The following is a 23,877-nucleotide window of genomic DNA, read 5'->3' as shown; positions in this document are numbered from 1 at the left end:
CAAATAAAGTTTGGGATTTCCTATAGTCCTCGTAACAAAATACAACGGACAAAGGATACACGATGGAACTCAACACGATTATTGTCGGCATTTATTTCCTATTCTTGATCGCGATAGGTTGGATGTTTAGAACATTTACAAGTACCACCAGTGACTACTTCCGCGGGGGCGGTAACATGTTGTGGTGGATGGTTGGTGCAACCGCCTTTATGACCCAGTTTAGTGCATGGACATTCACCGGTGCGGCTGGTAAAGCGTATAACGATGGTTTTGCCGTCGCGGTTATCTTCGTAGCGAATGCATTTGGCTACTTCATGAACTTTGCATACTTCGCTCCAAAATTCCGTCAACTACGCGTAGTAACTGTAATCGAAGCTATTCGTATGCGTTTTGGTACGACGAACGAGCAAGTATTCACTTGGTCTTCAATGCCGAACAGTGTTGTTTCTGCGGGTGTATGGCTAAACGCACTGGCAATCATCGCTTCTGGTATCTTCGGCTTCGACATGACAGCCACAATCTGGATTACTGGTTTGGTTGTATTGGCGATGTCAGTAACAGGTGGTTCATGGGCGGTAATCGCATCTGACTTCATGCAGATGGTTATCATCATGGCAGTAACCGTGACATGTGCTGTTGTTGCTGTTGTTCAAGGTGGCGGTGTTGGTGAAATCGTAAATAACTTCCCAGTAGCGGAAGGCGGTTCTTTCCTTTCTGGTAACAACATTAACTACCTAAGCATCTTCAGTATTTGGGCATTCTTCATCTTCGTTAAGCAGTTCTCTATTACTAACAACATGCTTAACTCTTACCGTTACCTTGCGGCTAAAGACTCAAAGAACGCGAAGAAAGCAGCGCTACTGGCGTGTGTGCTAATGCTTTGTGGTGTATTCATCTGGTTTATGCCTTCTTGGTACATTGCAGGTCAAGGTGTCGACCTAGCAGCAGCTTACCCAGAAGCAGGTAAGAAAGCGGGTGACTTTGCGTACCTATACTTCGTACAAGAGTACATGCCAGCAGGTATGGTTGGTCTTCTCGTTGCTGCTATGTTTGCCGCGACAATGTCTTCAATGGATTCTGGTCTAAACCGTAACTCAGGTATTTTCGTTAAGAACTTCTACGAACCAATCGTTCGTAAAGGCAACGCTACAGAGAAAGAGCTTGTAACGGTTTCTAAGATTACTTCTGCCGTGTTTGGTATCGCTATTATCCTTATCGCACAGTTCATTAACTCGCTTAAAGGTTTGAGCTTGTTCGATACAATGATGTATGTGGGCGCACTTATCGGCTTCCCAATGACAATTCCTGCGTTCCTTGGCTTCTTTATTAAGAAGACACCGGACTGGGCTGGTTGGGGTACGCTAGTTGTCGGTGGTTTCGTTTCTTATTACGTAGGTTTCGTTGTTAATGCTGAAATGGTGTCGTCAGTCTTCGGTCTGGAAGAACTAACAAGCCGTGAATGGTCTGATGTTAAGGTTGCTATCGGTCTGGTTGCGCACATTACTCTGACAGGTGGTTTCTTCATCCTATCAACTCTGTTCTACAAGCCATTAACTGAGAAGCGTCAGGCTGACGTTGATAAGTTCTTCGGCAACCTAGCAACGCCACTTGTTGCTGAGTCAGCGGAACAGAAGAAACTAGACAACAAACAGCGTGAGATGCTTGGTAAACTTATCGCAGTAGCGGGTGTTGGTATTATGCTGATGGCAATGCTTCCAAACCCAATGTGGGGAAGTCTGGTCTTCATCCTATGTGGTGTGATAGTTGGCGGTGTTGGTATGCTGCTAGTTAAAGCTGTCGATGATGGTGGCAAGCAAGCGAAAGCGGTCACTGAAAGCTAATACGTAGAAAATGTTTAATAGAATGCGATGCTCGATAGGGCATCGCATTTTTTTGCTTTGCAAAGATGGAGCATCTGCATGGATTGGGGGCGAGCAGCATAACAGGGAGCGCTTGCTCTGGAGTACAACATCAGACCTAAATCACGAAAACTGTAAAAAAGTGTTCAATCGAATCGAAACAGATTTAATTGTCCTACAATAAGACGTATATTGTTGCTAATTCCTTTCAGTCAACTTGAATATAAGTGAGTTAGAATGAGCGACCAAAAATCTCTTGATGCAATCAGGAAGATGAAGCTGGAGAATGACACTTCAGCAGGTAATCTTGTAGACCTACTCCCTATCGAAGTACAAAAACGTGACTTCGACCTATCATTCCTAGACAACTTGAGCGAAGCACGTCCACGTCTTCTTGTTCAAGCTGATCAATTAGAAGAATTCAAAGCAAAAGTGAAAGCTGATGAAGCTCACTGCATGTTTGATGATTTCTACAACAATTCTACGGTTAAGTTCCTTGAGACAGCACCTTTTGAAGAGCCTCAAGCGTACCCTGCGGAAACAGTAGGCAAAGCTTCTTTGTGGCGTCCTTACTGGCGTCAAATGTACGTTGATTGCCAAATGGCACTGAACGCGACACGTAACCTTGCAATTGCAGGTATCGTGAAAGAGGACGAAGAGCTAATCGCAAAAGCGAAAGCTTGGACTCTAAAACTGTCTACGTACGATCCAGAAGGTGTGACTTCTCGTGGCTACAACGATGAAGCGGCGTTCCGTGTTATCGCAGCAATGGCTTGGGGTTACGACTGGCTACACGCTTACTTCACAGACGAAGAGCGTCAGCAAGTTCAAGATGCTTTGATTGAGCGTCTAGACGAAATCATGCACCACCTGAAAGTGACGGTTGATCTACTGAACAACCCGCTAAACAGCCACGGTGTTCGTTCTATCTCTTCTGCTATCATCCCAACGTGTATCGCGCTTTATCACGATCACCCGAAAGCAGGCGAGTACATTGCCTACGCATTAGAATACTACGCAGTGCACTACCCACCATGGGGCGGTGAAGACGGCGGTTGGGCTGAAGGTCCTGACTACTGGAACACGCAAACTGCATTCCTAGGTGAAGCATTCGACCTATTGAAAGCATACTGTGGCGTAGACATGTTCAATAAAACATTCTACGAAAACACAGGTGACTTTCCGCTTTACTGCATGCCTGTTCACTCTAAACGTGCGAGCTTCTGTGACCAGTCTTCAATTGGTGACTTCCCAGGTCTAAAACTGGCTTACAACATCAAGCACTACGCAGGTGTTAACCAGAAACCTGAGTACGTTTGGTACTACAACCAGCTTAAAGGCCGTGATACTGAAGCTCATACGAAGTTCTACAACTTCGGCTGGTGGGACTTCGGTTACGATGATCTTCGCTTCAACTTCCTATGGGATGCTCCAGAAGAGAAAGCACCATCAAACGACCCTCTGTTGAAAGTATTCCCAATCACTGGTTGGGCTGCATTCCACAACAAGATGACTGAACGTGATAACCATATTCACATGGTATTCAAATGTTCTCCGTTTGGCTCAATCAGCCACTCTCACGGTGACCAAAACGCATTCACGTTGCATGCATTCGGTGAAACGCTGGCGTCAATCACTGGCTACTACGGTGGTTTCGGTGTTGATATGCACACCAAATGGCGTCGTCAAACGTTCTCTAAAAACCTGCCACTATTTGGCGGTAAAGGTCAGTACGGCGAGAACAAGAACACAGGTTACGAAAACCACCAAGATCGTTTCTGTATTGAAGCGGGCGGTACAATCTCTGACTTCGACACAGAATCTGATGTGAAGATGGTTGAAGGTGACGCAACGGCATCTTACAAGTACTTCGTTCCTGAAATCGAATCTTACAAGCGTAAGATCTGGTTTGTTCAAGGTAAAGTATTCGTAATGCAAGACAAGGCAACGCTTTCTGAAGAGAAAGACATGACTTGGCTAATGCACACAACTTTCGCAAACGAAGTGGCTGATAAGTCTTTCACTATCCGTGGCGAAGTAGCGCACCTAGACGTGAACTTCATCAATGAGTCTGCTGATAACATCACTTCAGTTAAGAACGTTGAAGGTTTCGGTGAAGTAGACCCATATGAGTTCAAAGATCTTGAGATCCACCGTCACGTTGAAGTGGAATTCAAGCCTTCTAAAGAGCACAACATCTTGACGCTTCTTGTTCCAAATAAGAACGAAGGTGAGCAAGTTGAAGTGTCTCACAAGCTTGAAGGCAACACGCTACTGCTTAATGTTGATGGTGAAACGGTTTCAATTGAACTGTAATTCGTTGAATTAGCAGCTAGATACCAAAAACTCCGGGCCAAAGCTCGGAGTTTTTTTGTTTGCACAGAACAGGCAGTAGCCTACAAGGTGGGAAGAGGTAGCGTTGGTTAGTTAGAGGCTAAGTAGCAAGAGTGCCAGGCTTAGTAAGTGGCGACAAAACTTTGGTTTAAACCTCGTGTTCAGTAAACCTTACCAAGGCTAGGGCAGTGACTGTCTTCCAATAATTTGTCAATTACTGACAGTGGGCAGCCTTAACCTTGTCTGAAAAAAGGGACGGCAGGTTAATAATCGTTATTGGAGTGGCTTATTCTCATTAATCGTATGACATTTAGAGTACGTTATTTCATCAACAGGCTATTTTTTGATTGGTATATCGCTCTTGTAAGTACAAAGCGTGACCATATTTTCTCGTAAAGTGAATCCCCGTCACAACTTGCGTCTAAGCATTGAAGGATTACCCTAAAACTATTGCGTAACGGAAAAGACGTCGTTATTATAATGACCATATAATCATACAATACTATATTTGGAGTTTGAACATGACTAAACCTGTAATCGGTTTCATTGGCCTAGGTCTTATGGGCGGCAACATGGTTGAAAACCTACAAAAGCGCGGCTACCACGTAAACGTAATGGATCTAAGCGCTGAAGCTGTTGCTCGCGTTACAGATCGCGGCAATGCAACTGCATTCACTTCTGCTAAAGAACTAGCTGCTGCAAGTGACATCGTTCAGTTTTGTCTTACAACTTCAGCTGTTGTTGAAAAAATCGTTTACGGTGACGACGGCGTTCTAGCTGGCATCAAAGAAGGCGCAGTATTAGTAGACTTCGGTACTTCTATCCCTGCTTCTACTAAGAAAATCGGCGCAGCTCTAGCTGAAAAAGGCGCGGGCATGATCGACGCACCTCTAGGCCGTACTCCTGCACACGCTAAAGATGGTCTTCTGAACATCATGGCTGCTGGCGACATGGAAACTTTCAACAAAGTTAAACCTGTTCTTGAAGAGCAAGGCGAAAACGTATTCCACCTAGGTGCTCTAGGTTCTGGTCACGTTACTAAGCTTGTAAACAACTTCATGGGTATGACGACTGTTGCGACTATGTCTCAAGCTTTCGCTGTTGCTCAACGCGCTGGTGTTGATGGCCAACAACTGTTTGACATCATGTCTGCAGGTCCATCTAACTCACCATTCATGCAATTCTGTAAGTTCTACGCAGTAGACGGCGAAGAGAAGCTAGGTTTCTCTGTTGCTAACGCTAACAAAGATCTTGGTTACTTCCTTGCTCTTTGTGAAGAGCTAGGTACTGAGTCTCTAATTGCTCAAGGTACTGCAACTAGCCTACAAGCTGCTGTTGACGCAGGAATGGGTAACAACGACGTACCAGTAATCTTCGACTACTTCGCTAAACTAGAGAAGTAATCGACGTACGACCTCGCTCGGGTATTGCCTGTCATTTAGGCGGCGATACCTCAGCGAGGTTCGTTTTTATCTGAACAAGTCTTATCTATAATCCTGTTTTATCCTCGCTCCCTGTTTTATCCTTAATACCAGTTTGCTCCCACGGTTTCACTCTCCCTCGTAAAGCCAGCTGTCATCAGTATTAATTTTCTCGTTCTACTTTTTTACTCTTGTTGTTCTATCCAATCCAAACTTTACCGGTTTCGACTTTTAATTATGTATATCAACGCTCTACGCCACCATAAACCTATCGTTGTAGATGCGCTTTGTTAGACAGGAGCTGACACTCTATTTTTACACAAACAAGTACCTAAAACTGACAATAATGGGTGACACTTCGCGCCCTAGATCGATAACTAAAACCCGAGTAATCAGCAACAAATAAAAAAAAGCCCACATAGCTGGTGACTATGTGGGCGTATTCGGACTAGCCGTCTGGAAAAACAAATGAACAATACCAGTGAATAACGATTAACGAGATCCCCCGACAGTTTCTACATTAAGCGTGTTCAATGACCTTAAAGCGAGTCGCTTCAATTACCACTTCGAATTGTACAAAAGCATCCAGAAAGAACTTAAGTTATGATTCAAATACACCATACATCAAGAGTTATTGTATTACAAATGAATCTTGAGGTTGAATGCCTTTAGTGAATAGTTAAAGAGTGAAAATGTGAGGTGATGCTCGTTTTTGATTCGACGAGTTCGTGTCGACAAGGTTATTTCAGTGAAGCGCTATATTGGTGAGGTTGGAAGTTAACTATCTGTAATTAGATCGTTTTTTCGTGTCACCTTGCTTGGCTATACTCGGAGTGTATTCCAGATTCATAAATGATAACTATGTCACAAGGTGTTTTTAACTACTTTTAATATATCAAGATCGCTCACAGAAAATGCCAGCTAATTAAGCATACAATATTAATTAAATTGGTGATTGTGACTATGGGCGGTATGGGTGAGTTTCGCTGACCGTACCATTGAAAATAGAAGGAATGACCGTCTCGTTTGGGTGGGAATAACAGGTATAGGTTGATAGGGATGATAAGTTTTAAGGATTCTAAGCTGTCTTTTGGGTTTAAAGGAAAATTGATTTTGATGGTCGCTATCGTCAGTTCCAGTGCCTTGGCATTTACGAACTGGTTTACGCTTAGCCTGGCCACTGATCAAGTAAACCAAACGATTTATAACGAGATTGATCACTCGTTAACGATAGAAATTAATCAGATTGAAAGCACCGTCCAGCGCACCATCGATACGGTCAATTCCGTTGCACAAGAGTTCATGAAATCCCCATACCAAGTACCAAACGAAGCGCTGATGCATTTTGCCGCTAAACTCGGTGGTATTGACAAGATTGTAGTGGGTTTTGATGATGGTCGGTCTTACACTTCTCGTCCTTCAGAGTCTTTCCCCAACGGTGTTGGAATCAAAGAAAAATACAACCCAACGACTCGTCCTTGGTATCAACAAGCGAAATTGAAATCAGGTTTATCTTTTAGTGAGCTGTTTTTCACTAAGAGTACTCAAGTGCCTATGATTGGTGTGACTTACACCTATCAAGATCGCGTCATCATGGCAGACATTCGATTTGATGATTTGGAAACTCAGCTCAAACAGCTAGATAGCATCTACGAAGCCAAAGGTATCATTGTGGATGAGAGAGGGATGGTAATTGCATCCACAATAGAAAACGTGCTTCCACAGAGCAATATATCTTCTGCTGACGCCTTAATGAAACTCAATGAAGCTATCGAACGACCGGACCAATTCATTGAAGGTGTGATTGATGGTAATCAGCGAATCTTGATGGCTAAGAAGGTCGATATTGGCAGCCAGAAAGAGTGGTACATGATTTCAAGTATTGATCCTGAACTTGCGCTCGATCAGCTGAATGGTGTGATGTCGGATGCTCGAATGCTGATTATTGCCTGTGTGTTGGGGTCGGTCATATTGATGATTTTACTCCTGAATCGTTTCTACCGCCCAATCGTGTCATTGCGTAAGATTGTTCACGACCTTTCTCAAGGTAATGGCGACCTGACCCAAAGGCTCGCAGAGAAAGGTAATGACGACCTAGGACACATCGCCAAAGACATCAACTTGTTCATCATTGGCTTGCAAGAGATGGTTAAAGACGTGAAATTCAAGAACTCAGATCTTGATACCAAGGTATTAAGTATTCGAGAAGGCTGCAAGGAAACCAGCGATGTACTGAAAGTTCATACCGATGAAACGGTTCAGGTGGTCTCTGCGATTAATGGATTGTCCGAGGCTTCAAGTGAAGTCGAGAAGAACTCACAGTTTGCGGCAGAAGCAGCGCAAGATGCGGCCGTGTCCAGTGATGAGACTAAGCAAATTAACACTGTGACCGAAACGTACATCAGTGATCTTGAGAAGCAAGTTTGTACGACGTCGGATGATATTCGTTCTATGGCCAATGAAACACAGAGCATTCAGTCGATAGTGTCTGTGATTGGTGGTATTGCTGAGCAAACCAACTTGCTTGCGCTGAATGCATCCATTGAGGCGGCGAGAGCAGGCGAGCATGGTCGAGGTTTTGCTGTCGTGGCTGACGAAGTCCGTGCGCTAGCAAACCGAACTCAAATTATAGCTTTGCTATCAGCAGTTCCTATTGTGTCGTTTGCAAATAACGGTGTGTCTTATCCAGTTCCCGCTGATAAGTTTGATATGCGTAATTGGAAAATAACGATCCCTTCAGATATTAATGAAGATGGACGTGTTGATGAAATCGAAGGGGTAGCCATGATGAGCTACTCACACAGCGATTTCTTCCACCTTGATAAAGACGGTAATCTTGTCTTTGAAGTACAAAACCAAGCGATTACCACGAAGAACTCGAAAAACGCACGCTCTGAATTACGCCAGATGCCACGCGGTGCTGATTTCTCGATCGATACGGCTGACAAAGGAAACCAGTGGGCATTATCGAGCCACCCAGCAGCGAGTGAATACAGTGCGGTTGGTGGAACGCTAGAAGCGACGCTAAAAGTGAATCACGTTGCGATTAACGCTAAGCACCCTGAAAGGTACCCAGCTCACTCAGTGGTTGTTGGTCAGATACACGCGAAGAAACACGATGCTTTGATCAAAGCAAAAACAGGTTACGGCCACGGTAACGAACCACTAAAAATCTTCTATAAGAAGTTTCCTGATCAAGAGATGGGCTCAGTCTTTTGGAACTATGAACGTAACCTAGAGAAGAAAGATCCTAACCGCGCTGATATTGCTTACCCAGTTTGGGGCAATACTTGGGAAAACCCAGCAGAGCCTGGTGAAGCGGGGATTGCTCTAGGTGAAGAGTTCAGCTATAAAGTGGAAGTGAAGGGTACAATGATGTACCTAACATTTGAAACAGCTCGCCACGATACTGTTAAGTATGAAATCGACTTGAGCAAGGGCATCGATGAACTTGATTCGCCAACAGGCTATGCGGAAGATGACTTTTACTATAAAGCGGGTGCGTACGGTCAATGTAGTGTAAGCGACTCTCATCCAGTTTGGGGCCCGGGTTGTGCAGGCACTGGCGATTTCGTTGTCGATAAAAAGAACGGCGATTACAACAGCGTGACTTTCTCAGCACTTAAGCTGAACGGCAAGTAGTCGAGAATAGATAAATAGATAATATGAAGGCCACTAACTAAGCGTTAAGTGGCCTTTTTTGTGTTCGCTGTTTAAATGTGCATTTAAATAACTTTGAACACTTCGTCTAGCGGAAGTCGAGCTTTAGGAAGACCGTGATTGTAGTCTTCGCCTTCAAGGAAGTACCCCATTGCCAATGCAACTTCACATACATGCCCGTCCAGCTCTTCGCTAAATTCTTGTCCAATCAAATCCATATCGACTCCTTCCATCGGCGTCGAACCTATCTCAAGTCTCGCGAGAACGTGTAGGGCATTACCGAGTGCTAGGTAAAGCTGTGCCTTAGTCCAGTTACCGTTAAAGCCTGCTTCGTCGGTATTGAGATCGGCAAATGCGTAGCCACCATTGAGCATGTTGTCGTGCATCTCTGCTGGTAAGTGACCCGATTCCACTTCAACATCCACTCGATGTGCGTATTTCTCTTTGGTGTAGTGCGGATCGTAAGCGAAAAGAATGATGTGTGAGGATTCAATCGCATGGTGTTGGTTGAATTGGAATTTGATAGCAAACGTATCGTGGAAACGTTGTTTTGCCTCTTCGCTCTCTATCAGAATGAATTTCCATGGCTGTGAGTTGATAGAAGAAGGGGAAAGGCGGATAGCTTCTTTGATGATCTCGATTTTTTCCGATGAAATGCGCTTACTAGGATCGTATTTCTTTACCGTGTAGCGATGATGAAGGTCTTGAATAATGTCATGCATAGTGTGTTCACCCATTCTTTTAGCGATTAACTGAAACCGAATTATTGGGTGTTTACGATTCAAAAAAGATGCGGTCGATAGCCCAATAAATGCTTACCTTGAAAGTAGTACAACCTTGCCAAAGGACAAGGTTGTATTCAGAGAGCTTAGACAGATCTTTGATATCTTTTAGAGATAACTCTGACCCTTAGAGTTAGTTGGGTACGAACGACATACCATCACTAGTCATACATCAACTCATTGGCCTTGTTTGCATCAAACTCTTTAAGAGACTTGCGCGCCAAATGACGGAATGGGAAGGCTTTGACTATCTCTTCGAATGGTTGGATGGCAAATGCCCAAAAGATAGAGCCGTCTAAACCAAAGATGATCAACGCACACAGTGGGATTGAAACGACCCATTGACCTGTAAAGTTGATTTTGAAGACTGCGGTCGTTTTTCCTAGTGCTCTTAATACGTGTCCGTGAACGGTGTTGTAACCACGAACGATTGGCAAGAAAATGTAGAGTGGGGCAATAACGGCCAGCGCTTGATAAGTCGAGGCGTCAAGATCTGGGTAAATATCGCCAATCACCAAACTTAAACCTGCAAACATCACCGCACAAACCACAGAGATACCCACCGCAACATCAATACTGGTATCAACGTTTTTGGTTAGGTCATCCATTTTCTTCGAACCGATCGCCTGGCTGATCGTAATTGCGGAAGAATGAGCCCAAGCCGTAATGAATTGAGTACCGGCACGTATCCACGGCATCACCAAGGTGATCGCTACATAGGCGTTAATGTTGAGTTGTGAGTACAACAACTGATAGATCGTCGCGCCAATCGAAAGCATAGTTACGTTCGCTGCGACCGGGAATATCTCAATGAAGTGACGACGGATGTTAGTGATGAACTCTGACTTTTCAGTATCCAGTTTCAGAGATACGGACGAATCGTAATGCACACACAGAATCAAATACACAAGACGAATCGTAATGGCGATAACACTACCTAGTGCTGCACCTTGTACACCAATGCCTTCAAAATTAGAAAAACCATGAATCAGCACATATGAGAGTACAGCATTGATAGGCAGTTCAATTAAGTAACCTTTGAATGGGACTTTAGTTCTGCCCAGTCCATTAAACAAGGCAATGATTACTTGTGTTAAGGCTGTGAAGATCACTAGATATTTTGAGATGTCTAGATAGCGGCTGATTTCTAAGTGGAGGGAAGCGTCGTCTGTTAATGCTTGGATTAGAGGTTGTTCAAAAAAGGTCAGCAGAAGCCAAAACAGTGTTGCTACGCCAAGGTTGATAAATAACCCTGCCCAAAATGCTTTAGATAATGACGCGGCGATGCCAGAGCCCACTGCGCGGCTTAATACTAACTGAGTACCGTTTGCCAGCGCCATTTGAATTCCCAGTACAAAGGCAACGATAGTCGTCGCAATCCCCATTGCAGCTAAAGGGATTTCACCAAGAGGAGAAACCAGCAACGTGTCGATCATCAACATCGACTGCATCAAGATACCGTTTAAGGCGAGGGGCCAGGCGAGAGAGAAGTTTTTCCTTACGTACGATTGCGAAGACACAAACAACACCTTATGTGTATAACCGTAAGCTTTCTCTGAGACGACCCGACTTCAAGGTTTAAAGATGAAACACTACGGTATGGATGGTAAAAAATTGGACGCTAAAATGTGACTGACTCGTGTATTGAAATACACGAGTCAGTTTGGTAAATCTTGGTTATGCGATGGCGAGTTCAACCCGAGACAGCTTTTGGTTTTCATCGTCTAGTAACACTTGTGAGGCTATTCGAGCCTGCTGAGCGTTACCCGACATAATCGCGTCGTATATCGCTTTGTGTTCTTCTAAACAGAAGCGACCGCCTTCGGCTGAATGGTCGATGAACTGCTTGAAGATTGTCGACAGAATGTTCGCGAATGGGATGTAGAACTGATTACCTGTCGATAAGAAAATCGTTTGGTGAAACAGGTGATCGTTGGTTGTCCACTCTTCATAATCAAAGCTATTGGCCGCAATGGTCATCTTTTGGAACAGAATCGAAAGCTCTTTGCGTTGTTCTACCGTTGCGTTGGTTGCTGCTAGCGCACACGCTTCTGGGTCAATCGCTTTTCTTAAGCCTAAGAACTGAGACAAGAAGGGTTTGGTGTCTTCTAAGTCTTGAATCCAATACAGCAATTGCGGATCTAAGAAGTGCCATTGCGTTCTTGGTTTGATACGAGTGCCTACTTTGGGCTTTGACTCAATCAACCCTTTTGCTGAAAGTAGCTTAGTTGATTCGCGAAGGGCAGTTCTACTCACTCCGAAGATATCACATAGATCCATTTCACTGGGTAACTTCTGATTCTCTTGTAACTCGCCAGATAAGATCTTACGAGCAATTTGTCTCGCCACTTGAACATGAATTCGGCGGCTTGAATCTTCCACCAATGTAAATATTGACATTTAAACCACCTGAAATTGAATCTTTTAAAACAAAAAAAGCCAGACGAATCTGGCTTTTAGTGTCAGTGTATACGTCTAATATAGCGTGAGGTTTATCCTCATCTATCTCGGTCTTTGGAACCTATGTAATGTGTAACTTATTGTGCTACCTACCTACACTAAGGCGTAATTTGCCCACCGTTTACATCTAGGATTTGCCCCGTGATGTAACCGCTGCATGCGTGTGATGCAAAGAAAGCAAAAGTCGGTGCCACTTCTTCGATATTGCCAAAGCGCCCCATTGGGATGTTGCTAGCAATATTCGATTTCAGCTCGTCGCTTTTACCATCGTGAAATGCAGTATCGATAGTACCCGGAGAAACAATGTTGAAACGGATATTGTCTTTCGCAAACTCTTTCACCCAGTTACGGTGAATGTCGTGTAACCACGCTTTTGAAGCTGCATAGATGCCAGCACCCACACCGCCACCTTCACGAGCCGCAATCGACCCCGTGCTGATAACACACGATGTTTGCCCCGACTCAGCAGCAGAAGCACGTAAGTGGGGGATAGAGAACTTGGTTGTCATTAATGCAGAGCGAACGTTGAGATCCATAACTCGTTCATAAAACTCGTCATCGATACTTTCTAGATTTGCACGACCGCCTAAGCCACCTGCGTTATTGATCAAGACATCCATGCCACCAAAATGCTCGGTGAACTCTTTTACTAATCTTTCGCACTCTGATGTGTCCATCAGATTTGCTGGGAAAAACGCAACATCGCCACCCAGTGCAGTGAGTTCTGTTAGTACGTCATCCACTTTTGGGCTGAAAGCACGACTATTGATGCCAATCTTTGCACCATACTTTGCAAAAATACGTGCGGTAGCTAAGCCCATACCAGCAGTAGAGCCAGTAATTAGAATGCGTTTGCCTTTTAAATCGTTAAACATCAGAGTCGCCTATATTGTAGATTATTTGCGTTAATAAATCATACAATAACACTTGCCATATTCAAGGGTGTTCATCTCAAAACCGATCATTAACGACATAAATAGTGAGAGTAAGAGTGGTTTTGTGAGTTCGCGCATACTCAAAAAGTGTAAATAAGAACTATTTGTATGAATAAATAGATTGAAGAGGTCTAATGTGTTGAATAGGGGTAAGATGAGTGAAATATTGCTCTAGACTATATCAGGAGTGACCTCACGTTATTCTTATACTGAGTTGGTGCAGGTATAAATCGGTGATATAGTCCGGGTTAAATAATACATATCTAATAAGTAAGTAGACACATGGCTGGCTCTTTCAATTCGATTTCAGGCTCTAAGCGAAGCCTTCATGTGCAAGTTGCACGTGAAATCGCTCGTGGTATTTTGTCGGGCAATTTGCCTCAAGGTTCTATTATCCCTGGTGAAATGGCTCTGTGTGAGCAATTTGGTATCAGTAGAACAGCATTAAGAGAAGCGGTGAAACTTCTGACTTCAAAAGGTCTACTAGAATCTCGTCCTAAGATTGGTACTCGTGTGGTTGACCGCGCATTCTGGAACTTTCTTGATCCACAATTAATTGAATGGATGGACGGACTGGCAGATACAGACCAATTTTGCCATCAGTTCTTGGGATTACGTCGAGCGATTGAACCAGAAGCGTGCGCACTAGCTGCTCAGTTGGCGACTGCTGAGCAACGCATTGAACTATCGAGTATTTTTCAACAGATGGTTGAAATATCGAGTGCGGACGTGTTTGATCAAGAGAGCTGGCTAGATATCGACATGAAGTTTCATAGCCTGATTTTTAACGCCACGGGTAATGATTTTTACCTGCCGTTTGGCAATATCCTAACGACGATGTTTGTTAACTTTATTTCTCACTCTTCTGAAGAGGGAAGTACGTGTATTAACGAACACCGCCAAATTTATGAAGCAATCATGGCGGGTAACAGTGACAAAGCGCGCCAAGCGTCGGCAAGTCACCTGTTGGAAACGAATCACAGATTACCAGTGGCTAGCTGATTGTTTTAAAAAGCTTTAGTTTTAAAAAGTTATAGTTTTAACAAGATTTTGGTTTATAAAAAGACAGTGATTTAAAAATCTTAGTTAAAGCAAACTGACACCTAAAAGCACGTTCAATACGTGCTTTTTTTGTCTTCAAATTTGATGAAAACCTGACCAGTGTCCAATATTTAACCTATTATTTGTCGTTTTATTAAAATCACTAGTAACCAGTATTTTAAGTTATATAATAATACTAATTAAATTATTGTGAGTGTGATTATGCCCCAGTCTCTGCTGCCAAATATTCTTCAATTCATCGGTCAGATAGACCCTTTCGATAAGATCCCTAAAGAAGCACTTCGTGAGCTTGCCTCTAATGTTCAGATCACTTACCTCGGCAAAGGGGATGTGGTTGATCTGTGTGAGTCGGGTAAAGAGAAGTCGCTTTATATCATTCGAACGGGCTCCATGGAGCAAAGAAAATCAGACGGCGTACTTCGTGCGCGTTTAGGCAGTGAAGATTTGTTCGGCTTTACGTTCTTAGATTCTGAAGTTAACGACGAGAAAGGCTATCGCGCCGTCGCCATCGAAAACACCTTACTTTATGTGATACCACACTCGGCACTTCAAACGTTGTTCAAAGCATTTCCAAGCTGTGCTGAACACTTTGCATCACAGGCTCAAGTTCGCTTGAAGTCGGCACTTGATGTGGTGTGGTCAAATAAAGAGAAGGGCTTGTTCATTCGTAAGGTTGAAGAGGTGGCAAGCGGGCAGGTGGCCATCGTCAAATCTGAGCAAACCATCCAATCGGTCGCGGTAGAAATGCTGCATCAACGCTCTCCTTGTGCGGTGATCTATGAAGGTGAAACCATTGTTGGCTTGATCACCGACCGTGATATGACCAAACGCGTGATTGCGCACGGTGTTAGCACTGAAAATTTAATCTCTGAGGTAATGACACATTCTCCACTCACAGTAAAACCGGACGATCTTGTGTTGCATGCTGCGTCTATCATGATGCAATTCAACATTCGTAACCTTCCTGTAGTGAAAGAGAACAAAGTCGTTGGCCTTCTGACGACGTCTCACTTAGTTCAAAACCACCGTGTTCAAGCGATCTTCTTAATCGAGAAAATCAAATATGCGGGCAGCGTGAAAACCATGTCTTCCTTCACTTCAGAGCGACAAGCTATTTTTGAAGCGCTGGTGGAAGGTAAGGTTGCACCGGAAACGGTCGGCAAGGTAATGACCATGATTATGGATGCCTACACACGCCGATTGATTCAGATAGCAATTGATAAGTTAGGCCCGCCGCCGTGTGATTTCTCTTGGATAGTGGCGGGTTCGCATGCTCGTAACGAAGTTCACATGCTGTCTGATCAAGACAGTGCGATCGTACTGGCTGACGATGCAACCGACAGCGACCGCATTTACTTTAAACACTTAGCCATGATGGTGACCAACGGCTTAGCGAGCTGTGACTACCCACTCTGTCCGGGTAAATTCATGGCTGCGACGCCAAAATGGTGTCAACCGCTCAGCGTATGGAAGCACTACTATAAAAAGTGGGTGGCAAACCCTGAGTACGAACGCTTACTCAACATCAGTGTATTCCTAGAGATTCGTACCATTTACGGCAACAGTGAGTTTGAAGGCATTCTCCGTGATGAACTGCATAACAATATTCGCAGCAACCGTGAGTTCTTAAGCACGTTAGTGAAAGATGCGGTGAACACCAACCCACCTTTGGGCATCTTCAATAGTTTGGTACTTGAGAAGTCGGGTGAGAACAAGAAAACACTCAACGTGAAGAAGTACGCTATTAACTTGATCATCGATTTAGCGCGTATTTACGGTTTGGCGGTTGAGTGTGACTTGTCGGCAACGGACGAACGTTTCGCTGCTGCTAATGAAAAAGGCATGTTGAGTGACGACGCATTCAAGAACATCCTTGGCGCGTATCAGTTCATTCTGTCTTTCCGTTTCGGACACCAATTAGAGGCCTTGAAGAACGGGGAGGTGCCAGACAACAATATCAACCCAGACAGCTTTGGTAGCTTTGAACGTAAGCACTTGAAAGACGCCTTTAGAATCATTGCCGACCTTCAAGAAGCGGCGAAAATTCGTTTCGGAGCGCGTTAATGAAAGCCTTGTTGAACTACTTTCACCCGCTTGAGCGAATTAAACGCAAGCGTAAACAATATTTGGGTACGGTTAAGCTGCCAGAAGCGTTACATGATCTGGTAGAACAGCCTTGTCCCGAAATGACAGACGCAGCGAAAGACAGCGATTACATTGTGTTGGATCTTGAAACCACAGGCTTAGACAGCGAACAAGATCTGATTTTATCTATGGGGTGGGTTGATGTGGTGAAAGGGCGAATCGATTTAGCTTCGGCCAAGCATATCTACCTCAATAACGATTCACAGATCAACGCTGAAACCGCGGTGATTAACCACATCACGCCACAGATGTTGGAAGAGGGCGTATCAATTCATGATGCGATGCTTACTTTCTTCGAAGCAGCGAAAGGCAAGATCATTGTCGCGCATGCTTGTGTGGTTGAAGAGAAGTTCATTAGCCAGTATCTGCTAAGGTGCTATGGCTTAAGGCAATTGCCTTTGCTTTGGTTAGATACGCTGTGTATCGAGAAGAGCATGGAAAAAGCGATCAGCAACCATGAAGAGGTGGACTTAACTCTGGCGGGTACGCGTGAAAGGTACGGGCTTCCTGAGTACAACAGCCACAATGCGTTAGCCGATGCGGTTTCTACAGCGGAATTGTTTTTGGCACAGCAGAAACGAGTGGTGCCTAACGACCAAGTGACATTAGCCTTTCTGTATCGTATTAGTCACTAGAGCAATAACTTCAACCACACGAATCTTATTGGATTAACGGATTTCAAAGCAAAAAAAGCCAGCGATTAAGCTGGCTTTTGTTTAGGTCTTAGAAAATTAGGACAGTAATTATCTTAGATTATTCATATAGCTATCGATTAGAAGCTGTAAGTTAGACCAACACGGCTACGTAGTTCGCGAGTCGCTTTAGTCGATGAAGTGCTCACATCACCAAACTCTACATATGGTGCCCACTGACCCATCATGTGACGAATACTAGCGTTTAACTCGTAGTTGGTATCGTCGTTGTCGTAGATGTCATATCCATCCGCTTTGTAGTAGTTACCTTCTAGACCAAAGCGCCAGTTTTCCATTGAGTAGTTAACGTTTGCCGTTAGACGGTGGCGACGTTGGTTTTCAATGTTTTTCTCAACACCGACAATGTCACCATTATCGTCGATCTGGTACTCAGTAGTACTAGTGTTTTGTCTCATATCGTAACGGTAACGAGCACTTAGGCTTAGACCATCAACGCTATCCACTTTGTATGTTGCACGAACTTGAGGCTTATACGTAACGCCTGATTCACGGCCTTCAATTGGCATACCGTAAGTCATTGTCCAGTTATCGTTGAGAACATGGCGGTAATTTAGACCAAGTTCCCAACCATTGTTCTTTAGATCTTCCATGAATTTACCGTCTTCTCCCTTGAATTTTGCTTCGATATCTACAAGGAAGTTGCCAATGCTATCGCCAAGTTTTACACGAGTAGCGTGTTGATCTGTATGACTTTTGTATTCGTGTCTTACATCGAAAGACGCCGCTGATACAGAGCCAGCAGTTAATACAGATGCCACAGCAATCACGATTTTAGTTTTATTCATGGTATTAGTTCCATATTTATAGGTTTAGTAATGGCTTAAGTCTCAAGCCAAATAGAGTAGTTCTAGCTTTCATTGCATCCAGTGGTTGAGGTTATTAAGTTTTTCTCAATTCTAGATTTGCATTTAAATAATACAAATATGGTAACGATCTGAGGCGTGATGATCTGTGAATTAGATCGTGTTGTAGTGACAAAATCACTATTTACAAAGGGTTACAAAGTTGAACAAACCAAGTAAGTTAATGATTTGTATTGATTTATTTGGCTGTTGATAATGATTTTGAAGAGTTTTGTTCGTCAATAAATGTGCGCTACAGCAAAGAATTTAACCTTTAGATATTATTTTTATTTGTAATACATTATTATTTACTAACTTTCTGTAGCAATACATAACTTTGCTGTGTTGATTGTATGAACAGACGGTGTGGAGCCGAGAAGCGAAATGGATTAAATCCAACCGCTTTAAAAGCATGAGGCATTTACTTGAGGTGATTTAAAGCTCAATCAGAGAAGGTTTGAAATGTAGTAGGCAAGGCAGTGACATAGCCTGCTATATGAGTACGAACTTGATAGGAATGAACAAGGTTCGAATAGTTACCCTTTGTTCTCATCAGCGACAAAGAAGAAATCGTTGAAGTGCTTGCGAAAGCATTTTGATTATTGCTCCCAACTATTCTAATTATAACTTCTGCTTTCGTTTAGAAAGGTAGGAGATGGTAGTCGAAGATCTGCCCTTGCGCTCATGTTGATACAGGCAACATGAGCGTTTTTTTTATCTGAAATTTGAGTAGAGAGTCGTTTGAGGCTCAATAAGCGTGTAAACCACGGCTTAATAGCTAGGCTTTTAGGTTGATGACAGCACGTTCAAGTGAGTCTGTTTGCTCTACGACTGAAGTTGCAGAAGCTGCGTTTTTTGAAGCACTTTTCACATTGGTCATTGTCAGCTGTTTGATGGCATCTACGTTTTCGATGATCTCTGATGTGACCTCACTTTGCTCCTTCATGGCATTGGATACCTCTAAACTGTTATTTAGAATGGTTTCCATATCTGCGATAACGGAAGTAATTCTTGAATGCGCATTTTCACAAGAGTCGACGCTACTGTTGCCTTTCTCACAACAACTTTTAATCGTGTTTTCGACCGTTTGAGTCTGATCTTGAACGCCTTTGATAATCCTTGAGATCTCTTCGGTCGAAAGTTGTGTTCGACCAGCCAACGTCCTGACTTCATCTGCCACCACTGCAAAACCACGGCCTTGTTCTCCTGCACGAGCAGCTTCGATTGCTGCATTTAGGGCGAGTAGGTTGGTTTGTTCAGCGATGTCTTTAATCACCTCTAACACGGTATTGATCTTCTCTGAGTGGACAGAAAGGCGATTCACTTCTTCACTAGCACTGACGAGGTCAGTCGAAAGGGTATTGATGGTGTTCCGTGTAAATGCGACATCATTCAAGCCATCATTCGCAGTGCTAAAGCTGGTTTGCGCATTGCTGGAAGCATTTTCGCTATTGGTCGCAACACTTTGGATGTTGCTGCCCATTTGGTTTATCGCGGTCGCAATGTTTTCGGTTTGTTGTTGCTGTTTGTTTAGCGCGCTTTCAACGTCCATACCGTCTTGTTGCTGTTGACTAGAGATGTGGCCGAGCTCATGTATCGAACCTTGTACTTGGCTTACCAGCTGGCGGATATCAATCAGTACTGCATTAAATGACCGAGCAATATCTGCAATTTCGTCAGAGCTGTTGTCTTCTGCTTTCACCGTGAAGTCGCGTTGTTCGGCGACCACACGCATGGTTGAGTTCAGTGATTGAATCTTTTGAGAGATGCGTGAAGAAATCCCGAGTGAGAGTGCGATCAAAACTGTAGTGACAATCGTCACTGAGCTGATGATAAAAGTGGTGATTGTTTCTTGGGTCGAATCGACGCCTTTTTCTAGCCGACTTTCTACGGCGGTGAAGATAGAGATGATATCTTCAAACAGCATTTTCATTTCAGATTTGAGTTCGGCGACCTTGGCTGGGTTGTGGTCGATGGCATCTACCATTAACGAGAAGTCTTTGTCGTATTGCTTTACTTCGAGTGTCAGCTTTTCTAACTCAGGGACTGCGATATCAGACTCTTTAAGCAAGACAGAAAACCTGCCCATTAATTGTTGAAAGTGAGAGTATTCTTGAGCAAATACTGGCTTGAGCGTTTTATCATGGCTTATTAGAAACTCTAATTCTGTTCGATTGAGTTGAAGCATCGAGACTTCGAGTGACTTTACCTTGATTAATGTCTTCTCAAGCTTGATTAGCTTAAGGTTCGCTATTTCTGTGAATGAAACCACGATCAGTAAAGACAGGATGGATAAAAAAACAAGGCTAATTAGGGAAGTTTTAATTTTCATAGGCGGGCACCAAAGCAAAACAATATGACTCAACAACGTATTTAGAATCGTGTTTCTCTTATTTGCGTGTTAGATAGCTTACGAAAACGATGAATGAGATCTGACTCGCACGGAAACGTTTGCTCACAGTATTTTATGAAATCGTTATGCGCAAGTTAAATATTTATTATTTTCAATACTTATTGATGATTGTTTTGTCATTATCTGGTGTTTGCGAACCCACTATTACTTGAAAAGTGGAAAACTATACGTTTGCCGAATAGCTGAAAGGTTAGGCTGTTAAGAGTAGGTAACCTGTCCCTATGTAATCTGGTGGGGACGAGCGCTGCATATACCGTGTGGTTATTTAAGGAAGAGTGACGACAGATAAGCTGAAGAAGAGTGTTCCCGCATTGAACGAAGAACACTCGTCGTTAAATTTAACTTTGAGTTGGCATCCAAACCTGCTTAGAGGTAATTTTGTGATCTTTAAAAGTCACTTCTTCAACTTTGTCACCATTAACATTCCAGCGTGTCAATTTGCCGTTGGCTATATTACCTTCACTAAATTTGGTTTCTGTCGCTTTATTGCCATTAGTGTAGTAATCAGTCACCAAGCCATCTTTTAATCCGTCGCTGTACTTTGCAGTTAGGCTCTTTTCGCCATTTGGATACCATCGAGTAGCAACCCCTGATAACTCATTATCTTTGTAGTTGAGCTCTGCTTTTTTCTGCCCGTTCGGGTACCAAGTCTCGGCTTTACCTTGTAATTCACCTTTAACGTAATTGACCTTGGAAGCGACTTGCCCATTTGGGTACCAGTTCGTTTCTAAGCCAAGTTCCAGGCCATCAGCAAATTGAGCTTGGGTTGCAATTTGGCCGTTATCGAATTTTTCTTCAAATTGACCAGTGAAGGGTTTTGAGTGGTTTACTTGATATGCCACGCCTTTGCGCATCTGTAAATAGTCGACAGCATCTTCTCGTGGAGCCGCGGCATAACTCATAGAAGACACCGTACTAAGAGCAATCAATATTGGGATGTATTTCTTCATAATGACACCTTTTTATTGGACGAGGGAAAGTGTAACCGGTGTGTTAACAGCATTTCACTTCTATGAATTACTGTCAGTATCTATTAGTGGTTTTCAAGTTTTCATTATTAGCGGTCTAATGAAGGGAACTTTTCAAAGCGAAATTTGACTATAAACTCGCAATATTTGTAATACAAATGAGTCGTGATCATTCATTTTTATAAGTTATATCTAGTGCTGTTTCCGTTGTTCGAATATGAAAATTTGCCGTAACGATTAACCGTCTTTAACGATTGTTATTAATTTTTTAGTGACTTTGTTCTTGTTTTTCGGGGGTTGGATGGGTTTTTGGCGCTGTGGGCTGCACTAAGTTGATGAAAGGCGCTCCCAGACGGTGCAAATTTGAACTCGATCACTTGTATGATTAATTGAGAGGCGGACTGTAAGATCACTGTCACGCATTTAAATTATTGTAGTACAAATGTGCTTGCCATCTATCTATAGTGACCCTAACAAAAAACATAAACAAAAAGGTCTTAAAGATGGAACTCAATACCCTGATAGTTGGCATCTATTTCCTATTCTTAATTGCGATAGGGTGGATGTTTAGAACGTTTACAAGTACGACAAGTGATTACTTCCGTGGGGGAGGTAACATGCTGTGGTGGATGGTAGGTGCAACGGCATTTATGACCCAGTTCAGTGCGTGGACATTTACCGGCGCCGCAGGTAAAGCTTTTACCGATGGTTTTGCAGTAGCGATTATTTTTATTGCTAACGCGTTTGGTTACCTGATGAACTACCTTTACTTCGCTCCGAAGTTCCGCCAACTGCGCGTTGTGACGGTAATTGAAGCGATTCGTATGCGTTTTGGTAAAGTGAATGAGCAAGTCTTCACTTGGTCTGGTATGCCAAACAGCGTTATCTCTGCAGGTATCTGGTTGAATGGTCTAGCGATCATCGCATCGGGTATCTTCGGTTTTGATATGACAACAACGATTATCCTAACGGGTCTGGTTGTACTGATCATGTCAGTGACGGGCGGCTCTTGGGCGGTAATCGCATCTGACTTTATGCAGATGGTTATCATCATGGCAGTAACGGTGACATGTGCAGTCGTTGCTATTTACCACGGTGGTGGTGTTACGCAAATCGTTAGCGACTTCCCAACGGATTCGTTCATCACGGGTGACAACCTTAACTACATGAGCATCTTCAGCATCTGGGCGGTGTTCATCTTCTTAAAGCAGTTTAGCATTACCAACAACATGCTTAACTCTTACCGTTACCTTGCTGCGAAAGATTCAAACAACGCACGTAAAGCTGCTCTGCTTGCTTGTGTATTAATGACGCTTGGTCCAATCATCTGGTTCATGCCTTCTTGGTTCATGGCTGGCCAAGGTGTTGATTTAGCAGCCGCTTACCCTGAAGCTGGCAGCAAAGCCGCTGACTTCGCTTACCTTTACTTCGTTCAAGAATACATGCCGGCAGGTATGGTTGGTCTTCTGATTGCCGCTATGTTCGCAGCAACTATGTCTTCAATGGACTCTGGTCTAAACCGTAACTCAGGTATCTTCGTTAAGAACTTCTACGAGCCGATTCTTCGCCCTAAAGCGAACGAAAAAGAGCTAATGGTTGTTTCTAAACTAACGTCTACTTTCTTCGGCATCGCGATCATCTTGGTTGCTCTGTTCATCAACTCTCTTAAAGGTCTGAGCCTTTTCGACACCATGATGTACGTGGGCGCATTGATCGGCTTCCCAATGACGATTCCAGCATTCTGTGGCTTCTTCATCCGTAAAACACCGGATTGGGCAGGTTGGGGCACGCTAGTTGTAGGTGGTGTGGTTTCTTACTTCGTTGGTTTCGTTATCACTGCTGACATGATCCAAAACTGGTTCGGTCTAAACGAGCTAACTGGCCGTGAGTGGGCTGACCTGAAAGTAGCTATCGGCCTTATCGGTCACATCGTATTTACTGCTGGCTTCTTCGTTCTATCAACACTGTTCTACAAGCCTCTTGCCGAGCATCGTGAGAAAGACGTAAACAAGTTCTTCAACAATCTAGCGACACCATTGGTTGCTGAAAGTAACGAGCAGAAGAAACTGGATAACAAGCAACGTCGTATGTTGGGTTCACTTATCGCAGTTGCGGGTGTGGGCGTAATGACAATGTTCGTACTGCCTAACCCAATGTGGGGACGCATGGTGTTCGTTCTTTGTGGCTTGATTGTATTCTCTGTTGGTTTGCTGCTTGTTAAAGCGGTAGATGACAAGGTAGAGAAGCAAGACGAAGTAACACCAGCTGAAAGCTAAGTCCTTA

General features: G+C 43.6%; 15 protein-coding genes and 1 pseudogene. 9 read left to right on the top strand and 7 right to left on the bottom strand.

The annotated features are described in order from the left end of the window. Positions 1 to 62 precede the first annotated feature (62 nt). The 5 genes and pseudogenes from F0251_RS08830 (at position 63) to F0251_RS08810 (ending at position 9,256) form a co-directional block, all read left to right on the top strand. Positions 63 to 1,841 (top strand): transporter, encoded by a 1,779-nt coding sequence (locus F0251_RS08830; RefSeq protein ID WP_171730816.1) that lies wholly within the window; start codon positions 63 to 65, stop codon positions 1,839 to 1,841. Positions 1,842 to 2,096: 255 nt separating this feature from the next. Then, positions 2,097 to 4,175, top strand: coding sequence for a DUF4962 domain-containing protein (locus F0251_RS08825; protein ID WP_171730815.1), 2,079 nt, complete (start codon positions 2,097 to 2,099; stop codon positions 4,173 to 4,175). Between the two features lie 539 nt (positions 4,176 to 4,714). Continuing rightward, entirely contained in the window at positions 4,715 to 5,596 is an 882-nt protein-coding gene (locus tag F0251_RS08820; RefSeq protein ID WP_105057251.1) for an NAD(P)-dependent oxidoreductase, read from the top strand. Between the two features lie 1,134 nt (positions 5,597 to 6,730). Next, positions 6,731 to 8,242 (top strand): annotated as a pseudogene (locus F0251_RS08815) (methyl-accepting chemotaxis protein); the annotation flags it as partial. Further along, positions 8,243 to 9,256 (top strand): polysaccharide lyase family 7 protein, encoded by a 1,014-nt coding sequence (locus tag F0251_RS08810; RefSeq protein ID WP_171730841.1) that lies wholly within the window; start codon positions 8,243 to 8,245, stop codon positions 9,254 to 9,256. It begins immediately after the preceding pseudogene. An 83-nt stretch (positions 9,257 to 9,339) separates the two neighbouring features. Here F0251_RS08810 and F0251_RS08805 read toward each other — a convergent pair whose 3' ends face one another. From F0251_RS08805 to F0251_RS08790, 4 genes are all read right to left on the bottom strand, one after another. After that, positions 9,340 to 9,996, bottom strand: coding sequence for a nitroreductase family protein (locus F0251_RS08805; RefSeq protein ID WP_171730814.1), 657 nt, complete (start codon positions 9,994 to 9,996; stop codon positions 9,340 to 9,342). Between the two features lie 221 nt (positions 9,997 to 10,217). Further along, a complete protein-coding gene (locus tag F0251_RS08800) occupies positions 10,218 to 11,585 on the bottom strand; it encodes an MATE family efflux transporter (RefSeq protein WP_171730813.1) in 1,368 nt (455 codons plus the stop codon). Between the two features lie 148 nt (positions 11,586 to 11,733). Next, a complete protein-coding gene (locus F0251_RS08795) occupies positions 11,734 to 12,456 on the bottom strand; it encodes a FadR/GntR family transcriptional regulator (RefSeq protein WP_171730812.1) in 723 nt (240 codons plus the stop codon). 158 nt (positions 12,457 to 12,614) lie between these two features. Further along, on the bottom strand, positions 12,615 to 13,391 hold the full coding sequence (locus F0251_RS08790; protein WP_171730811.1) for an SDR family NAD(P)-dependent oxidoreductase: 777 nt from the start codon (positions 13,389 to 13,391) through the stop codon (positions 12,615 to 12,617). A gap of 342 nt (positions 13,392 to 13,733) precedes the next feature. Between F0251_RS08790 and F0251_RS08785 the strand changes: the two genes are divergently transcribed. The 3 genes from F0251_RS08785 (at position 13,734) to F0251_RS08775 (ending at position 17,293) form a co-directional block, all read left to right on the top strand. Then, a complete protein-coding gene (locus F0251_RS08785; RefSeq protein ID WP_171730810.1) occupies positions 13,734 to 14,453 on the top strand; it encodes a FadR/GntR family transcriptional regulator in 720 nt (239 codons plus the stop codon). 261 nt (positions 14,454 to 14,714) lie between these two features. Next, the gene (locus F0251_RS08780; RefSeq protein ID WP_017632462.1) at positions 14,715 to 16,577 is read left to right on the top strand and encodes a DUF294 nucleotidyltransferase-like domain-containing protein; all 1,863 of its coding nucleotides are present in this window, start codon (positions 14,715 to 14,717) and stop codon (positions 16,575 to 16,577) included. Further along, positions 16,577 to 17,293 carry a 3'-5' exonuclease gene (locus tag F0251_RS08775; RefSeq protein WP_061032695.1) on the top strand — a complete coding sequence of 239 codons (717 nt, stop codon included), beginning with the start codon at positions 16,577 to 16,579 and terminating at the stop codon, positions 17,291 to 17,293. The genes F0251_RS08780 and F0251_RS08775 overlap by 1 nt, the downstream gene beginning before the upstream one ends. A gap of 137 nt (positions 17,294 to 17,430) precedes the next feature. Here F0251_RS08775 and F0251_RS08770 read toward each other — a convergent pair whose 3' ends face one another. From F0251_RS08770 to F0251_RS08760, 3 genes are all read right to left on the bottom strand, one after another. Beyond that, complete coding sequence (locus F0251_RS08770; protein WP_048659506.1) at positions 17,431 to 18,156, bottom strand: oligogalacturonate-specific porin KdgM family protein; 726 nt, start codon at positions 18,154 to 18,156, stop codon at positions 17,431 to 17,433. Positions 18,157 to 18,991: 835 nt separating this feature from the next. Then, positions 18,992 to 20,545, bottom strand: a complete 1,554-nt coding sequence (locus tag F0251_RS08765; protein ID WP_171730809.1) for a methyl-accepting chemotaxis protein — start codon at positions 20,543 to 20,545, stop codon at positions 18,992 to 18,994. Between the two features lie 419 nt (positions 20,546 to 20,964). Further along, positions 20,965 to 21,576, bottom strand: a complete 612-nt coding sequence (locus F0251_RS08760; RefSeq protein ID WP_171730808.1) for a toxin-antitoxin system YwqK family antitoxin — start codon at positions 21,574 to 21,576, stop codon at positions 20,965 to 20,967. A gap of 521 nt (positions 21,577 to 22,097) precedes the next feature. Between F0251_RS08760 and F0251_RS08755 the strand changes: the two genes are divergently transcribed. Beyond that, positions 22,098 to 23,870, top strand: coding sequence for a transporter (locus F0251_RS08755; protein WP_061032691.1), 1,773 nt, complete (start codon positions 22,098 to 22,100; stop codon positions 23,868 to 23,870). The last annotated feature ends 7 nt before the right edge of the window (positions 23,871 to 23,877 follow it).

Origin of the sequence: Vibrio sp. 070316B (assembly GCF_013114115.1) — a bacterium.
Lineage (GTDB): Bacteria > Pseudomonadota > Gammaproteobacteria > Enterobacterales > Vibrionaceae > Vibrio > Vibrio chagasii_B.
This window is presented reverse-complemented; position numbering and strand designations above follow the sequence as displayed.

What these genes read in the sequence shown, in the direction of transcription:
- F0251_RS08830 (WP_171730816.1), top strand. Translation starts at nt 63, where the DNA reads ATGGAACTCAACACGATTATTGTCGGCATTTATTTCCTATTCTTGATC.
- F0251_RS08825 (WP_171730815.1), top strand. Translation starts at nt 2,097, where the DNA reads ATGAGCGACCAAAAATCTCTTGATGCAATCAGGAAGATGAAGCTGGAG.
- F0251_RS08820 (WP_105057251.1), top strand. Translation starts at nt 4,715, where the DNA reads ATGACTAAACCTGTAATCGGTTTCATTGGCCTAGGTCTTATGGGCGGC.
- F0251_RS08805 (WP_171730814.1), bottom strand. Translation starts at nt 9,996, where the DNA reads ATGCATGACATTATTCAAGACCTTCATCATCGCTACACGGTAAAGAAA.
- F0251_RS08795 (WP_171730812.1), bottom strand. Translation starts at nt 12,456, where the DNA reads ATGTCAATATTTACATTGGTGGAAGATTCAAGCCGCCGAATTCATGTT.
- F0251_RS08790 (WP_171730811.1), bottom strand. Translation starts at nt 13,391, where the DNA reads ATGTTTAACGATTTAAAAGGCAAACGCATTCTAATTACTGGCTCTACT.
- F0251_RS08785 (WP_171730810.1), top strand. Translation starts at nt 13,734, where the DNA reads ATGGCTGGCTCTTTCAATTCGATTTCAGGCTCTAAGCGAAGCCTTCAT.
- F0251_RS08780 (WP_017632462.1), top strand. Translation starts at nt 14,715, where the DNA reads ATGCCCCAGTCTCTGCTGCCAAATATTCTTCAATTCATCGGTCAGATA.
- F0251_RS08775 (WP_061032695.1), top strand. Translation starts at nt 16,577, where the DNA reads ATGAAAGCCTTGTTGAACTACTTTCACCCGCTTGAGCGAATTAAACGC.
- F0251_RS08770 (WP_048659506.1), bottom strand. Translation starts at nt 18,156, where the DNA reads ATGAATAAAACTAAAATCGTGATTGCTGTGGCATCTGTATTAACTGCT.
- F0251_RS08765 (WP_171730809.1), bottom strand. Translation starts at nt 20,545, where the DNA reads ATGAAAATTAAAACTTCCCTAATTAGCCTTGTTTTTTTATCCATCCTG.
- F0251_RS08760 (WP_171730808.1), bottom strand. Translation starts at nt 21,576, where the DNA reads ATGAAGAAATACATCCCAATATTGATTGCTCTTAGTACGGTGTCTTCT.
- F0251_RS08755 (WP_061032691.1), top strand. Translation starts at nt 22,098, where the DNA reads ATGGAACTCAATACCCTGATAGTTGGCATCTATTTCCTATTCTTAATT.